The organism is Acidovorax sp. NPDC077693, from assembly GCF_044542805.1.
Lineage (GTDB): Bacteria > Pseudomonadota > Gammaproteobacteria > Burkholderiales > Burkholderiaceae_C > Acidovorax.
On the sequence record NZ_JBITVD010000015.1, the window covers coordinates 60,330 to 75,194 of the forward strand.

Annotated in this window: 13 protein-coding genes; 3 read left to right on the forward strand and 10 right to left on the reverse strand. The window is 65.3% G+C overall.

All coding sequences use genetic code 11. The features are described 5' to 3' along the window. Nucleotides 1-122: 122 nt before the first annotated feature. The 4 genes from glmM to ACIGHN_RS20620 form a co-directional block, all read right to left on the reverse strand. Nucleotides 123-1,457, reverse strand: a complete 1,335-nt coding sequence (glmM, locus tag ACIGHN_RS20605) for a phosphoglucosamine mutase (RefSeq protein WP_396505786.1) — start codon at nt 1,455-1,457, stop codon at nt 123-125. Between the two features lie 125 nt (nt 1,458-1,582). Beyond that, nucleotides 1,583-2,428: a dihydropteroate synthase gene (folP, locus tag ACIGHN_RS20610; protein ID WP_396505787.1), complete on the reverse strand. Its 846-nt coding sequence runs from the start codon at nt 2,426-2,428 to the stop codon at nt 1,583-1,585. A gap of 168 nt (nt 2,429-2,596) precedes the next feature. Beyond that, entirely contained in the window at nt 2,597-4,519 is a 1,923-nt protein-coding gene (ftsH, locus tag ACIGHN_RS20615; protein ID WP_056413293.1) for an ATP-dependent zinc metalloprotease FtsH, read from the reverse strand. 179 nt (nt 4,520-4,698) lie between these two features. After that, on the reverse strand, nt 4,699-5,361 hold the full coding sequence (locus ACIGHN_RS20620; RefSeq protein ID WP_056413296.1) for an RlmE family RNA methyltransferase: 663 nt from the start codon (nt 5,359-5,361) through the stop codon (nt 4,699-4,701). A 70-nt stretch (nt 5,362-5,431) separates the two neighbouring features. Between ACIGHN_RS20620 and ACIGHN_RS20625 the strand changes: the two genes are divergently transcribed. Next, a complete protein-coding gene (locus tag ACIGHN_RS20625; RefSeq protein ID WP_056413300.1) occupies nt 5,432-5,905 on the forward strand; it encodes a YhbY family RNA-binding protein in 474 nt (157 codons plus the stop codon). Further along, nucleotides 5,905-6,699: a glycosyltransferase gene (locus ACIGHN_RS20630; protein WP_396505788.1), complete on the forward strand. Its 795-nt coding sequence runs from the start codon at nt 5,905-5,907 to the stop codon at nt 6,697-6,699. The genes ACIGHN_RS20625 and ACIGHN_RS20630 overlap by 1 nt, the downstream gene beginning before the upstream one ends. 155 nt (nt 6,700-6,854) lie before the next feature. Here the strand turns inward: ACIGHN_RS20630 and ACIGHN_RS20635 are convergent, their stop codons facing one another. The 5 genes from ACIGHN_RS20635 to carA all read right to left on the reverse strand — a co-directional run bounded on the left by ACIGHN_RS20635 (nt 6,855) and on the right by carA (nt 12,878). Continuing rightward, nucleotides 6,855-7,325, reverse strand: coding sequence for a DUF4149 domain-containing protein (locus tag ACIGHN_RS20635; RefSeq protein ID WP_396505789.1), 471 nt, complete (start codon nt 7,323-7,325; stop codon nt 6,855-6,857). A gap of 11 nt (nt 7,326-7,336) precedes the next feature. Continuing rightward, nucleotides 7,337-7,813, reverse strand: a complete 477-nt coding sequence (gene greA / locus ACIGHN_RS20640; protein ID WP_056413507.1) for a transcription elongation factor GreA — start codon at nt 7,811-7,813, stop codon at nt 7,337-7,339. Nucleotides 7,814-7,988: 175 nt separating this feature from the next. Next, nucleotides 7,989-11,255, reverse strand: coding sequence for a carbamoyl-phosphate synthase large subunit (gene carB / locus ACIGHN_RS20645; protein WP_056413305.1), 3,267 nt, complete (start codon nt 11,253-11,255; stop codon nt 7,989-7,991). Nucleotides 11,256-11,265: 10 nt separating this feature from the next. Then, a complete protein-coding gene (locus ACIGHN_RS20650) occupies nt 11,266-11,688 on the reverse strand; it encodes a hypothetical protein (RefSeq protein WP_056413308.1) in 423 nt (140 codons plus the stop codon). A 17-nt stretch (nt 11,689-11,705) separates the two neighbouring features. After that, nucleotides 11,706-12,878 carry a glutamine-hydrolyzing carbamoyl-phosphate synthase small subunit gene (carA, locus tag ACIGHN_RS20655; RefSeq protein WP_396505790.1) on the reverse strand — a complete coding sequence of 391 codons (1,173 nt, stop codon included), beginning with the start codon at nt 12,876-12,878 and terminating at the stop codon, nt 11,706-11,708. Nucleotides 12,879-13,178: 300 nt separating this feature from the next. Between carA and ACIGHN_RS20660 the strand changes: the two genes are divergently transcribed. Continuing rightward, entirely contained in the window at nt 13,179-13,997 is an 819-nt protein-coding gene (locus ACIGHN_RS20660; protein WP_396505791.1) for a hypothetical protein, read from the forward strand. 79 nt (nt 13,998-14,076) lie between these two features. Here ACIGHN_RS20660 and ACIGHN_RS20665 read toward each other — a convergent pair whose 3' ends face one another. Next, nucleotides 14,077-14,850: an RNA methyltransferase gene (locus tag ACIGHN_RS20665; RefSeq protein WP_056413320.1), complete on the reverse strand. Its 774-nt coding sequence runs from the start codon at nt 14,848-14,850 to the stop codon at nt 14,077-14,079. Nucleotides 14,851-14,865: the final 15 nt, after the last annotated feature.

Here is a 14,865-nt window from a genome sequence, read left to right on the forward strand (position 1 = left end):
CCACCCCGCCCGCTCGCCGCCAGGCCGAGCGAAATGGATGAACTAGGGATGGAGGACTGCGCGGCGGCGGTGAACGGCGTTTGGGGCTCGGCGTGCCGGAAGCGAGGTGCTTGTTGGCGCGATCAGCCCGCTCGGGCCGCATCCGCGAGCCTTTGCGCGCACAGGCTGGCCTGCTGGGCGTCGCGCGCCTCCACCATCACACGCAGCAAGGGCTCGGTGCCGCTGGCGCGGATCAGCACCCGGCCTGACGAGCCCAGCTCTTGCTCCACGCAGCGCGTGGTGTCTTCCAAAAGGCGATTGGCTTTCCAGTCCTGGCCCGGCGCCAGGCGAACGTTGAGCAGCACCTGCGGGTACAGCGTGATCTCGGCCAGCAACTGGGACACCGTACGGCCACTGCGCACGCAGGCCTGCAGCACCTGCAGCGCACTCACCAGGCCGTCGCCCGTGGTGTGGCGGTCCAGGGCCAGCAGGTGGCCGGAGCCCTCCCCGCCCAGCACCCAGCGGTGGCGGGCCAGCTCTTCCAGCACGTACCGGTCGCCGACCTTGGCGCGCACGAACTTCACGCCGCGTGCCTGCAAGGCGACTTCCACCGCCATGTTGGTCATCAGCGTGCCCACCACGCCAGGCACATGCTCGTCGCGGCCCATGCGGTCGGCGGCCATCAGGTACAGCAGTTCGTCGCCGTTGTACAAACGGCCCGTGGCGTCCACCACCTGCAGGCGGTCGGCGTCGCCGTCCAGGGCAATGCCGTAATCCGCGCGGTTGGCACGCACCGCCCGCACCAGCGCATCGGGGTGCGTGGCGCCCACGTCGCGGTTGATGTTGAGGCCGTCCGGCGAGCAACCGATGGACAGCACCTCGGCCCCCAGCTCGTGGAATACCTTGGGCGCCACCTGGTAGGCCGCGCCGTGTGCAGCATCGACCACGATCTTCAGGCCCTTGAGCGTGAGGTCCTGCGGAAAGGTGCTCTTGCAGAATTCGATGTAACGGCCGGCCGCATCGTCCAGGCGCCGCGCCTTGCCCAGGTTGGCCGAATCGGCCCACACCGGCGGCTCGGCCAGGGCGGCCTCGACGGCCAGCTCCCAGGCATCGGACAGCTTGGTGCCCTGGGCACTGAAGAACTTGATGCCGTTGTCAGGGTAAGGGTTGTGGCTGGCACTGATGACCACGCCCAGGCTGGCCCGCTGGGCCCGCGTGAGGTAGGCCACGCCCGGCGTGGGCAATGGGCCCAGTAGCACGACGTCCACCCCGGCGGAATTGAAGCCGGACTCGAGCGCGCTCTCCAGCATGTAGCCCGAGATGCGGGTGTCCTTGCCGATCAGCACCGTCGGGCGCTCTTCGGTGCGGCGCAGCACGCGGCCCACGGCATGGGCCAGGCGCAGCACAAAATCCGGGGTGATGGGGGGCTGGCCCACCGTGCCGCGGATGCCATCGGTTCCAAAGTATTGGCGCGTCATGTTGGAGCGTCTCCTCGTGTATCTCGTTGTTGGTTGTTGGCTATTTATTGGCTACCGGTCGCGGGCCACCCTCGGCGCCCTCGAATCCGCTGCGCCTGCGCCTTCGGGCGCCGGCTGCATCCATCTCACTGCATCAGCCCCCGGCTTGCTGCATGGCACGCACTCCACACCTTCAATGCCGAGGCGGTGTCTCGCACGTCGTGCACGCGCACGACCGACGCACCGCGCTCCACCGCCAGCACGGCAGCGGCCACGCTGGGCACCATGCGCTGGTCCACCGGGAGGTCCGTCACCGCACCCAGCGACGACTTGCGCGACCACCCGGCCAACACTGCATGGCCCGCATCGCGCAGCCGTTGCTGGTGCGCGAGCAGGGCGAAGTTCTGCGCCACGGTCTTGCCAAAGCCGATGCCCGGGTCGACCACGATGCGATCCTTGTGCACGCCTGCGGCCAGCAGATTCTGCGCCGACAGCTGCAAAAAAGATAGCACCTGCGCCACCACATCGCCCTCCATCGGCGCGGCCTGCATGGTTTGCGGATCGCGGTGCATGTGCATCAGGCACACGCCACAGCGCGCGTGCGCGGCCACGGCGGCAACAGCGCCCGGCTGCCGCAGGGCCCAGATGTCATTGACGATGTCAGCACCCAGGTCCAGGACAGCCTGCATGACCTTGGGCTTGTAGGTATCTACCGAGATCGGCACGCCGAAGCTGACGGCATCACGCACCAGCGGCACCACACGGGCAAGCTCTTCATCCAGAGGCACCGCCGGGCTGCCAGGGCGCGTGGACTCCCCCCCGATGTCGAGGATGTCCGCGCCGTCTTGCAGCAACTGCTCGCAGTGCCTCAATGCGGCCAGCGTGGACCCATGGTGTCCGCCGTCGGAGAACGAGTCCGGCGTGACATTGACGATCCCCATGATCTGCGGACGGCTGAGGTCGATGACGAAACGGGAGGTCTGCCAGATCATGGTCTATCGCAGGAAAAAGACTCTGTGGAATTGGGCTGGAGCGGGACGGCCCGCCCAGATCGCGTGGATCGGAGCGGCCGGCAAACGCGGGGCATCATCCGGCGCGCTGAAACAGAAAAACGGGGCACAAGGCCCCGTTCGTTCAGCGATGGGAACGCACCCCAGCCGTCAGGCAGCCGAAGGAGCGGTGTCCGTGGCAACGGCCGGTGTGCCGCCGCTGGAGTTGTCGCCACCCGACGAGGGGGGCGTGCGTGGCGTCCAGTCCTTGGGTGGACGTGGTTCCTTGCCAGCCATGATGTCGTCCAGCTGCTCGGTATCGATGGTTTCCCATTCGAGCAGGGCTTTGGCCATGGCGTGCATCTTGTCGCTGTTCTCTTCGATCAGGCGGCGGGCCAGGTTGTACTGCTCGTCGATGATGCGGCGCACTTCCATGTCGACCTTTTCCATGGTCTGCTCGCTCATCGTGGTGGTCTTGGTGACCGAACGGCCCAGGAACACCTCGCCTTCGTTTTCCGCATAGACCATCGGGCCCAGGGCATCCGTCATACCATAGCGGGTGACCATGTCGCGCGCAATGTGCGTTGCACGTTCGAAGTCGTTGCTGGCGCCGGTGGTCATCTGGTTCATGAACACTTCTTCAGCGATGCGGCCACCGAACAGCATGCTGATCTGGTTGAGCATGTACTCGCGGTCGTAGCTGTAGCGGTCCTGTGCGGGCAGGCTCATCGTCACGCCCAGGGCACGGCCACGGGGAATGATGGTGACCTTGTGCACCGGGTCGCACTTGGGCAGCAGCTTGCCGATCAGGGCGTGGCCGGACTCGTGGTAGGCCGTGTTGCGGCGCTCTTCCTCGGGCATGACCATGCTCTTGCGCTCGGGACCCATGAGGATCTTGTCCTTGGCCTTCTCGAAGTCCTGCATTTCCACCGTGCGCGCATTGCGCCGGGCCGCCATCAGGGCCGCCTCATTGCACAGGTTGGCCAGGTCGGCACCGCTCATGCCGGGCGTGCCACGGGCGATGATGCCGGGCGCCACGTCCTGCCCGATCGGGATCTTGCGCATGTGCACGTTCAGGATCTGCTCGCGACCCCGGATGTCGGGCAGCGTCACGTACACCTGGCGGTCAAAGCGGCCGGGGCGCAGCAGGGCGGCGTCCAGGATGTCCGGGCGGTTGGTGGCAGCCACCACGATCACGCCCAGGTTGGTCTCGAAACCGTCCATCTCGACCAGCATCTGGTTCAGGGTCTGCTCGCGCTCGTCGTTGCCGCCGCCCAGGCCCGCGCCACGCTGGCGGCCCACGGCGTCGATTTCATCGATGAAGATGATGCAGGGAGCGTTCTTCTTGGCGTTGTCGAACATGTCGCGCACACGGGCCGCGCCCACACCGACGAACATTTCCACGAAGTCCGAGCCCGAGATGCTGAAGAACGGCACCTTGGCTTCGCCCGCGATGGACTTGGCCAGCAAGGTCTTGCCGGTACCGGGAGGGCCGACCAACAGCAGGCCGCGCGGAATGCGCCCGCCGAGCTTCTGGAACTTCTGCGGGTCCTTGAGGAAATCCACGACTTCCTTGACTTCTTCCTTGGCCTCGTCGCAGCCAGCCACGTCCGCGAACGTGACCTGGTTGTTGTTCTCGTCGAGCATGCGCGCCTTGCTTTTACCGAAGCTGAAGGCACCGCCCTTGCCGCCGCCCTGCATCTGGCGCATGAAGTACACCCACACACCGATCAGCAGCAGCATGGGACCCCAGCTGACCAGCAGGGTCATGAGCAGGGAGCCCTCTTCGCGGGGCTTGACGTCGAACTTGACGTTGTTGTTGATGAGGTCGCCCACGAGGCCGCGGTCGAGGTAGGTGGCGGTCGTGCGGATCTTGCGGTCGTCGTTGGTGACGGCCACGATCTCGGTGCCGCCCTGGCCTTCCTGGATGGTTGCACTCTTGATGCGGTTGCTGCGGACTTCCTCGAGGAACTCCGAGTAGCCGACGTGGCCTGCGCTGGCGCCTGCACGGGTGTCAAACTGTTTGAACACCGTGAAAAGCACCATGGCGATGACCAGCCACACGGCAATTTTTGAAAACCACTGATTGTTCAAGCGGGGCTCCAGTTGCAGGAAACAGAAAACGGACACACTGCCGTCACGTCACGGCTTGCATGTGTGGCCCATTTTAGGTCTTTCAAGCCACCCGGCCATAGCTATTCCCCCTATCGGCCATGGAAACAGCACGGACTTTGTGGCCATCCGTCACGCTTCTTGACCCCGGACAAGGCAATTCAGGCGGTTTTCTTGAGCCCCATCCCGACCAGGAAGGTTTCCGACGACTTGTCGCGCGACGCCTTGGGCTTCAAGGGTTTCACCACCTTGAAGGTCTGCTTGAAAAGCGTCACCAGGTCGCTGTAGCCGCTGCCATGGAAGAGCTTGACCACCAGCGCGCCATCCGGTTTCAAATGGTTGCAAGCAAAATCCACCGCCAGCTCCACCAGATGGGCGATTCGCGCTGCGTCGGCCGACTCGATCCCCGACAGATTGGGCGCCATGTCGGACACCACCACATCCACCACCTTGCCTGCCAGGGCTTCTTCCAGCCGTGCGAGGACATCGGCCTCGCGGAAATCGCCGTTCAGGTACGTGACGCCTTCGATGGGCTCCATGGGCAGGATGTCCAGCGCGATGATCGTCCCGTTGAGCTGCCCCGCTGCCGCCCCGGCGGGTGACATGCGGCGGCGCAGGTACTGGCTCCAGGCGCCGGGGGTCGAGCCCAGGTCCACCACGGTGTGGCCCGGCTTGACCAGCCCCAGTTGCTCGTCGATCTCCTTGAGCTTGTAGGCCGCCCGTGCGCGGTATCCCTCCTTGTGGGCCAGCTTGACGTACGTGTCGTTCACGTGGTCGTTCAACCAGGCTTTGTTGACCTTCTTGCTCTGCGTTTTGACTTTCATACGGCCGTATTGTCTCCCGACACGCAAGATGACCGGGGCACCGGACGGCAGGCCGCGGATAATACGGCCCATGCCCCAAATTCAACTGACCCCCGCCGAGCGCCGATTTCACCGCGCTGATGCCCACCATCTGGACCCCGTGGTCCTGGTCGGCGGCGACGGCCTGACCCCTGCCGTCAAAAAAGAGATCGACGCTGCGCTCAATGCCCACGGCCTCATCAAGGTCCGTGTGTTCGGCGATGACCGCGCAGCCCGCGAGCTGATGTACCAGGAGCTTGCTGCCGACCTCAACGCCGCCCCCGTGCAGCACATCGGCAAGCTGCTGGTGCTTTGGCGCCCCGTGCCCGCCAAGGAAAAGGCGGTGGATGAAGACCGCATGCCCGGCCCGCGCGACGTGAAGGTGCTCAAGTTCAGCAAGCGCGGCGGCCAGCGCCCGGAAATCAAGCAATTGCGCGTGCTGGGCAACCAGCGCCTGACCTCCGGCGGCCAGATCAAGCGCGCCAAGCCCAAGCAAAAGTCCATCAAGAAGCGCCAGGCCGACTGATGAGCGTCCCTGCAGCCTCTGCAGGAACTGCAGCTTCTGCCGCCCCACCCGGCCCGGCCGGCCCGGCGCCCGTGCGCCACATCCTGTGCATGAAGTGGGGCACGAAATACGGCCCCGAGTATGTCAATCGGCTGTATGCGATGGTGCGAAGGCATCTGGCGGGGGACTTCCGCTTCGTCTGCCTGACGGACGACAGCGCGGGCATTCGCGCCGAGGTGCTGTGCCTGCCCATTCCGGCGCTCGACCTGCCGCCCGGCATTCCGGAGCGCGGCTGGACCAAGCTGGCCACCTTCGCCGCCGATCTGCACGGGCTGCGGGGCACCGCCTTGTTCCTCGATGTGGACGTGGTCGTCACCGGTAGCCTGGAGGGGTTCTTCACCCAGCCTGGCCAGTTCCTGATCATTCACGACTACAAGCGCCCGTGGCGCATCACCGGCAATTCGTCGGTCTACCGGTTCGAGCTGGGTGCGCACCCGAACGTGCTGGAGCATTTCCGCGCGCACTTTGCCGAGATCCGGCAGGAGTTTCGCAACGAGCAGGCGTACCTGTCGGACTTCCTGCACAAGCAGGGCAAACTGCAGTACTGGCCCGCCGAGTGGTGCCCGAGCTTCAAGTACCACGGCATCCCGCCCTGGCCCACCAACTACTGGCGGCCCCCTTTTGTACCGCCGGGGGCCCGCATCGTGATCTTTCACGGGGAATGCAATCCGCCCGATGCACTGGCAGGACGGCGCAACCGGCGGTTTCGCTATATCCGCCCGGCCACGTGGGTGGCGGAACACTGGCGGGAATAAGACAGACGAGGCGCGGGTTGCAGGGCACTGCACCGCCCCCACGACGCCAGGCGTTGCGGTGACTGGCTGACGGCGGCACCGAAGCTTGGGCGCGCACGCCACACAGCACCGCCGCCCGCCCCGTGCAGCGCCCCTTCAAACGGTTCGACGCAGCGTCAGTGCCCGTCGACAGGCGCGCCGGCCGCATCGTCCGCTGGCGACCCGGGCGCATCGGTGGCCCCGGGGCGCAAGGTGCTCCAGAGCACCGCCAGGGCGCAGCCCCACTGCAGCACATACATGACGGACCCCACGCTGTGCCAAAGGCGCAGATCCTGGCGGGCCACGATGCGCGGCGCCACGCCGAACTGGGACAACAATGCCAGCAGCATGCCCCCCAGTATGAAAACCATAGCAGCCTGCGCCCACAGGTATTGCCGTACCGCTTGTTTGGGACGCGACATCAGCAGCAACACCACGCAGCATGCGACCGCCACCCAGGTCTGCGCGGCGAACAGCCTGGCGGCCATGTTGCCGGCGATGGACGGGGACGGAAGGTGGGCAAAAAGCAGCGGCACCACCAGGAATCCGATGGTGGTGAGGCTGCCCCACCACAGGGCCGCCACGAGGGCGGGAAGACGCTGGCGCATGCCCGGGCCGGTCACTGGTAGCTCACGCCCACCACTTCGTAGCGGCGGATGCCACCGGGCGCCTGCACTTCGGCCGTGTCGCCCTCTTCCTTGCCGATCAGTGCACGGGCGATGGGGCTCGAAATATTGATCAGGCCCTGCTTCAGATCCGCTTCGTCCTCGCCCACGATCTGGTACTTGACGGCTTCGCCGGACTCTTCGTCCTCCAGCTCGACCGTGGCGCCGAACACCACCTTGCCGCCGCCGTCCACAGCGCTGGGGTCGATCACCTGCGCCACCGAGAGCTTGCCTTCGATTTCCTGGATGCGGCCTTCAATGAAGCCCTGGCGGTCCTTGGCCGCGTCGTAGTCGGCGTTTTCGCTCAGGTCGCCCTGCGCACGGGCTTCGGCGATGGCGGTGATCACTGCGGGGCGTTCCACGGTCTTGAGGCGGTGCAGCTCCTCCTTGAGCTTCTCCGAGCCGCGCTTGGTGATTGGAATGGTGGCCATGTTTTTCGTCTCCATAGGTCAACAAGGCCGGCGCCTGCCACGGGGGCACGGCACCGGTCGGTCAGCCCGCAAGGCAAGCAATGCTGTGCGATTGGCGACCCTACAAAAGGAAACCGCCGCACGTTGCCGCGCGGCGGTGTTGTTCAGCGGCCAATTATGCCGCTTTTGGGGGCCTTCAGGCCGCCAGTTGCGCGTGCAGTTCCTGCACCGAATACACGTCGAGCTTGTCCATGTACTTCATGCCTTCCACCGCAGCTTCGGCACCGAAGATCGTGGTGAAGGTCGTGACGCGTGCGAGCAGCGAGCTCGTGCGGATCGCACGCGAATCGGCGATCGCGTTGCGGCGCTCTTCCACGGTGTTGATCACCATCACGATCTCGTTGTTCTTGATCATGTCCACGATGTGCGGGCGGCCCTCGGTGACCTTGTTGACCACCTTGACCGGCACGCCGGCCGCTTCGATCGCTGCGGCCGTGCCCTTGGTGGCCACGAGCTCGAAGCCCAGGGCCACGAGCTGGCGGGCGATGTCCACCGCGCGCGGCTTGTCGGCGTTCTTCACGGTCAGGAACACCTGGCCCGAGGTGGGCAGCTTGGTGCCCGCACCCAGCTGGCTCTTCACGAAGGCTTCGCCGAAGGTCTTGCCCACGCCCATCACTTCACCGGTGGACTTCATCTCGGGGCCGAGGATGGTGTCCACGCCCGGGAACTTCACGAAGGGGAACACGGCCTCCTTCACGCTGAAGTACGGGGGCGTCACTTCCTTGGTGATGCCTTGCGACGCCAGCGTCTGGCCGGCCATGCAGCGCGCGGCCACCTTGGCCAGCTGGATGCCGGTGGCCTTGCTCACGAAGGGCACCGTGCGCGAAGCGCGCGGGTTCACTTCCAGCACGTAGATCACGTCCTTGCCGTCCACTTCCTGGATGGCGAACTGCACGTTCATCAGGCCCACCACGCTCAGGCCCGCGGCCATGGCGGCGGTCTGGCGCTTGATCTCGTCGATGGTGGGCTGCGACAGGTAGTACGGCGGCAGCGAGCAGGCGGAGTCACCGCTGTGCACGCCCGCCTGTTCGATGTGCTCCATCACGCCGCCGATGAAGGTGACGCCTGCGGAGTCGCGCACGCAGTCCACATCGCACTCGATGGCGTTGGAGAGGAAGCGGTCCAGCAGCACGGGCGAGTCGTTGCTCACCTTGACGGCTTCGCGCATGTAGCGCTCCAGGTCACGCTGCTCGTGCACGATTTCCATCGCGCGGCCGCCCAGCACGTAGCTGGGGCGCACCACCAGGGGGTAGCCCAGGGCGGCGGCCTTTTCCAGGGCCTCGGGTTCGGTGCGCGCAGTCGCATTGGGCGGCTGGCGCAGGCCCAGTTCGCCCAGCAGCTTCTGGAAGCGCTCGCGGTCTTCGGCCGCATCGATCATGTCGGGGCTGGTGCCGATGATGGGCACGCCAGCGGCTTCGAGGCCCAGGGCGAGCTTCAGCGGCGTCTGTCCGCCGTACTGCACGATCACGCCGACCGGCTTTTCCTTGTCCACGATCTCCAGCACGTCCTCGAGCGTCACGGGCTCGAAGTACAGGCGGTCGGACGTGTCGTAGTCGGTGGAGACGGTCTCGGGGTTGCAGTTGACCATGATGGTCTCGTAGCCGTCCTCGCGCATCGCCAGCGCCGCGTGCACGCAGCAGTAATCGAACTCGATGCCCTGGCCGATGCGGTTGGGACCTCCGCCCAGCACCATGATCTTCTTGTTGCTGGTGGGCTCCGACTCGCATTCCGCGACGCCGCCGTGAGTGGCGGCTTCGTAGGTGGAGTACAGGTAGGCCGTGTTGGTGGCGAACTCGGCCGCGCAGGTGTCCACGCGCTTGTAGACCGGGCGCACGTTCTGCGCGTGGCGCGCTTCACGCACGGCCTTTTCGGTGGTCTTGAGCAGCTTGGCCAGGCGGCGGTCGGAGAAGCCCTTTTGCTTGAGCGTGAACAGCGTGCCCGCGTCGAGCGCCGCCAGGGCACCCTCGCCTTTTTCGGCCACCAGCTTGTCGATGTCGAGCTCGATCTTCACGATCTGCTCGATCTGCACCAGGAACCACTTGTCGATCTTGGTGAGGTCGAACACTTCGTCGACCGACAGGCCCATGGCGAAGGCATCGCCCACGTACCAGATGCGCTCAGGACCGGGCTCGCCGAGTTCCTTTTCGAGCACTTCGCGGTCCTGGGTCTTCTCGTTCATGCCGTCCACGCCCACTTCCAGGCCACGCAGGGCCTTCTGGAAGGATTCCTGGAAGGTACGGCCCATGGCCATGACCTCGCCCACGGACTTCATCTGCGTGGTCAGGCGGCTGTCGGCCGTGGGGAATTTCTCGAACGCGAAACGCGGGATCTTGGTGACCACGTAGTCGATGGAGGGCTCGAACGATGCGGGCGTGATGCCGCCCGTGATCTCGTTGCGCAGCTCATCGAGCGTGTAGCCCACGGCCAGCTTGGCGGCGACCTTGGCGATCGGGAAGCCCGTGGCCTTGGAGGCCAGCGCCGAAGAGCGCGAGACGCGCGGGTTCATCTCGATCACGACCATGCGGCCGTCCTGCGGGTTGATCGAGAACTGCACGTTGGAGCCGCCCGTGTCCACGCCGATCTCGCGCAGCACTGCCAGGGACGCATTGCGCAGGATCTGGTATTCCTTGTCGGTCAGCGTCTGCGCGGGGGCCACGGTGATCGAGTCGCCGGTGTGCACGCCCATGGGGTCGAGGTTCTCGATGGAGCAGATGATGATGCAGTTGTCCGCCTTGTCGCGCACCACTTCCATCTCGTACTCCTTCCAGCCGAGCAGCGATTCTTCAATCAGCAGTTCGTTGGTGGGCGAGGCTTCCAGGCCGCGCTTGCAGATGGTCTCGAATTCTTCGGGGTTGTAGGCAATGCCGCCTCCCGTGCCGCCCAGCGTGAAGCTGGGGCGGATCACGGTAGGAAAGCCCACGCTCTTTTGCACGGCCCAGGCTTCGTCCATGCTGTGGGCGATGCCCGAGCGCGCGGAGCCCAGACCGATCTTGGTCATGGCGTCCTTGAACTTCAGGCGGTCTTCGGCCTTGTCGATGGCCTCGGGCGTGGCGCCGATGAGCTCGACCTTGTACTTGTCGAGCACGCCGTTGTGCCACAGGTCCAGTGCGCAGTTGAGCGCGGTCTGGCCACCCATGGTGGGCAGGATGGCGTCGGGGCGTTCCTTGGCGATGATCTTCTCGACCGTCTGCCAGGTGATGGGCTCGATGTAGGTGACGTCGGCCGTGGCCGGGTCGGTCATGATCGTCGCAGGGTTGCTGTTGATCAGGATGACCTTGTAGCCCTCTTCGCGCAGCGCCTTGCAGGCCTGTACGCCGGAGTAGTCGAATTCGCAGGCCTGGCCGATGATGATCGGGCCAGCGCCGATGATGAGAATGCTTTGGATGTCTGTGCGTTTTGGCATGGTGCGTCGATCAGTCGATCGTGGGTTCGGCTGCCTGGGAGCCAGGGGTCTCTACAGAGGGTGCGGCGTCCGCCTGCGGGCGGCGGGCGGTCAGCTTGGCAAGCAGCGCCTCGGCCCGGGCGGGGGGAAGGTTCTTCTGCATCAGTTGCAGCAGGCCATCCCCCTGGATCAGCGGGCGCAGGACTTCCTCTTCAGCGTCATAAAAGGTCACTTCCCAGTCCTGGAGCAGCTCTGCAAACTCTGCGTCGTCCAGCGTCTTGCCCTTGGCCACGAGCGTGATCAGGGGCATGGCCTTGTTCTCGACAAAGGCCTTCTTGTAGGGCTTTTGCGCCCATCGCTCGGTGAACCATTCGCGGTGGGGCGACGGCAGCGTCAGGACGCGCTTGTGGATCGCCTTTTCCAGGGTTGCGAGGGGGAAGCTGAAAAATTTCATGGCGCTGTTCCTTGATTTCAGGCCGCCTTGGCCGCGCGCATGGCGTCGGTGAAGCGGTCGAACAGGTAGGCGATGTCGTGCGGGCCGGGCGATGCCTCGGGGTGGCCCTGGAAGCAGAACGCCGGCTTGTCCTTGTGCGCCAGGCCCTGCAGCGTGCCGTCGAACAAACTGACGTGCGTGGCACGCAGGTGGGCCGGCAGCGACTGCATGTCCACCGCGAAACCGTGGTTCTGGCTGGTGATGCTCACGCGGCCGTTGTCCAGGTCCTTCACGGGGTGGTTGGCACCGTGGTGGCTGTTCGTCATCTTGAAGGTCTTGGCGCCCGCGGCCAGGGCCATGATCTGGTGGCCCAGGCAGATGCCGAAGGTCGGCACGCCGCTGTCGACGATGGTGCGGGTGGCGGCGATGGCGTAGTCGCAGGGCTCCGGGTCGCCAGGGCCGTTGGACAGGAACACGCCATCAGGCTTCAGGGCCAGCACATCGGCCGCTGGCGTCTGCGCGGGCACCACGGTGACCTTGCAGCCGCGCTGGGCCAGCATGCGCAGGATGTTCAGCTTCACACCGTAGTCGTAGGCCACCACGTGGAACTCGGGAGACTCGAGCTTGCCGTAGCCCTTGCCCAGCACCCACTCGGTCTGGGTCCACTCGTAAGTGGCTTTGGTCGACACCACTTTGGCCAGGTCCAGCCCGGCCATGTTGGGAGCCGCCTTGGCAGCGGCCAGGGCCTCGTCGATCAGAGCCTGCGTCACCGCCTGGCCTTGCGCCAGGCCGACGATGGCGCCGTTTTGTGCGCCCTTGCTGCGCAGCAGGCGGGTGAGCTTGCGGGTGTCGATGTTGGCGATGGCGACCGTGTTCTCGCGCACGAGGTACTGGGACAGGGTTTCCGTCTGGCGGAAATTGCTGGCCAACAGGGGCAGGTCCTTGATGATCAGGCCCGCGGCATAGACCTTGTCGGCCTCGATATCCTCGCTGTTGACGCCGTAGTTGCCGATGTGCGGATACGTGAGCGTCACGATCTGCTGGCAATAGCTGGGGTCGGTGAGGATTTCCTGATAACCGGTGATGGCGGTGTTGAACACCACCTCACCGACGGTGGTGCCGGTAGCACCAATCGAGTTGCCGATAAAGACCGTGCCGTCTGCGAGCGCCAGGATGGCGGGCGGGAAGTTTCCCTTGAGAGACAAAAGCACTGGGTTCTCCGGATGGTTACGGTCGCCCGGCGCCTGCAGGCCACTCGTACACGCAAACGTACGCAGTGCTGGTGGCTGCTCTCAGAAAAGATTTTTGCTTTGGGTGCGATCGGGCGACGCTGTTGCGAGAAAAGCTCCCGATTATACCCTTCGGGCGTCTTCGCCCGGCAAATGCATGTCTTGCATAACCTTGTTACGTAAGGAAGTGTTCCAGGCATTTCAATGCATCACTGCGCGCCTAGACTCCGCCCGGCGCCCATTCAACCATCAACGTTTTCAACCTTCAGAGAGGCTGTTTTCATGTTTGCTTTCATTCGTCCCCTTGCTGTCGCAGCGGCAGGTCTCGGCATCGCCTTGACCGCCCAGGCCATGGAGCTGGCCAAGTATCCGAAAGTCTTTGTGGGCCCGCAGGGAGTCGAAGTCGTTTTGGCCCCCAGCGTGGACGGCAAGCAGGCGCTGGTGCGCGTGAGCGGCATCAACGACCCGATCGACCAGGTGGTCTTTCTGAGCAACCTGGAGCGGCAAGGCGCAGCGCGCGACGTGTACTCCACCCGCATCGACGGCCGCAACTACGGCCTGCTGCACAAGCAGACCGACGCGTACGTCGGTGGCGACAACTATGTGGTCTACCTGCCTGGCAAGCGCGACGGCGTGGTGCTGGCCTTCCATGAAGACAAGACCAAGGCGTTCAAGCTGGCAGACCTGCAGGCGAGCTATGAGCGCCAGCAAAAGCAAGGCGTGCAGGAAAAGCTGGCCCGCTTTGACCGCAACAAGCGCCTGGCCAGCGCGCAGGCCGATCTGACCAAGGCCGATCAGGATGCCAGCGCCGCGTGCGGCACACCCGTCAAGACCACGGTCGACTGGGCGTCCATCGATGACGAAAAGCTGCAGACCCTGAGCATTGGCAGCTTCTGCGGCGTGGTCGCCTCGGAACTGGAGTCCCTGTGCCGCAACACCCCCGCGGCCAAGGCCAAGGCGGCCAGCCTGGGCCAGGTGCAGTGCAAGTTCGCATCCGCGCTGAAAATCCGCGTGGAAGGCCAGCAAGTGGTGTTCACGACCGAGAAGGACGCGCCCAACCAGGAAGACTTCGTGCGCCAGTTCCTGCGCAACCAGCAGTAATCAGCCTCCCGCGCCACCTCCGGGTGGCGCGAACCTGACCGGCACCCCCGGCAGGAATCTCCTGCCCGAGACCGGCCCTTCAGCGCGCAGCGCCGCTCGCGTGCAGGCAAATGGCGGCGGCGGCAGCCACGTTCAGCGACTCCTCGCCGCCGGGCTGCGCAATGCGGATGCGCAGGGCCGAGCGCTCTTCCAGCACCGGCGACACGCCCTGCCCTTCGTGCCCCATGACCCAGGCACAGGGCCAGGGCAATGCGGCGCGGTGCAGCCAGTCTCCGGCATGGGAGCTGGTGACGAGCAGGGGCACCTGCAGCGCCTGCAGCTCTGCGTGCTCCACACCTTCGATGAGATCCAGCGCGAAATGCGCGCCCATGCCGGCCCGCAGCACCTTGGGTGACCAGAGGGCCGCGCTGCCCTTGACGGCCACCACCTGGCGGAATCCAAACGCCGAGGCACTGCGCAGGATGGAGCCCACGTTGCCCGCGTCCTGCACACGGTCGAGCACCACGGTGGCAACCCCCGGCTGCAGCGACGCCGGCACCGCCCAGTCGATGACGAAGCCCATGCGCGCCGGCGACTCCAGCCCGCTGATCTCGGCGAACAAGGCATCCGAGAGCACTATGATTTTAGGAGCTGCTTGCGCCCACTCCACCTGCGCCAGCGGCCAAAAAGACTCTGCAAATACCGCCACCGCCGGGCGCTGGTGCCGCTCCAGCGCGGCGCGGCACAGATGGTCGCCCTCCAGCCACACCCTGCCCTGCTTGCGATAGGCCGTGCTGTCCTGCGCCAGGCGGCGCAGGTCCTTGACGAAAGCGTTGTCGCGCGAATGGATGGGGGTGACGGAAGGTGATGTCATCGGCAATGGGGTCAC

What these genes read in the sequence shown, in the direction of transcription:
- glmM (WP_396505786.1), bottom strand. Translation starts at nt 1,457, where the DNA reads ATGACGCGCCAATACTTTGGAACCGATGGCATCCGCGGCACGGTGGGC.
- folP (WP_396505787.1), bottom strand. Translation starts at nt 2,428, where the DNA reads ATGATCTGGCAGACCTCCCGTTTCGTCATCGACCTCAGCCGTCCGCAG.
- ACIGHN_RS20620 (WP_056413296.1), bottom strand. Translation starts at nt 5,361, where the DNA reads ATGAAAGTCAAAACGCAGAGCAAGAAGGTCAACAAAGCCTGGTTGAAC.
- ACIGHN_RS20625 (WP_056413300.1), top strand. Translation starts at nt 5,432, where the DNA reads ATGCCCCAAATTCAACTGACCCCCGCCGAGCGCCGATTTCACCGCGCT.
- ACIGHN_RS20630 (WP_396505788.1), top strand. Translation starts at nt 5,905, where the DNA reads ATGAGCGTCCCTGCAGCCTCTGCAGGAACTGCAGCTTCTGCCGCCCCA.
- ACIGHN_RS20635 (WP_396505789.1), bottom strand. Translation starts at nt 7,325, where the DNA reads ATGCGCCAGCGTCTTCCCGCCCTCGTGGCGGCCCTGTGGTGGGGCAGC.
- greA (WP_056413507.1), bottom strand. Translation starts at nt 7,813, where the DNA reads ATGGCCACCATTCCAATCACCAAGCGCGGCTCGGAGAAGCTCAAGGAG.
- carB (WP_056413305.1), bottom strand. Translation starts at nt 11,255, where the DNA reads ATGCCAAAACGCACAGACATCCAAAGCATTCTCATCATCGGCGCTGGC.
- ACIGHN_RS20650 (WP_056413308.1), bottom strand. Translation starts at nt 11,688, where the DNA reads ATGAAATTTTTCAGCTTCCCCCTCGCAACCCTGGAAAAGGCGATCCAC.
- ACIGHN_RS20660 (WP_396505791.1), top strand. Translation starts at nt 13,179, where the DNA reads ATGTTTGCTTTCATTCGTCCCCTTGCTGTCGCAGCGGCAGGTCTCGGC.
- ACIGHN_RS20665 (WP_056413320.1), bottom strand. Translation starts at nt 14,850, where the DNA reads ATGACATCACCTTCCGTCACCCCCATCCATTCGCGCGACAACGCTTTC.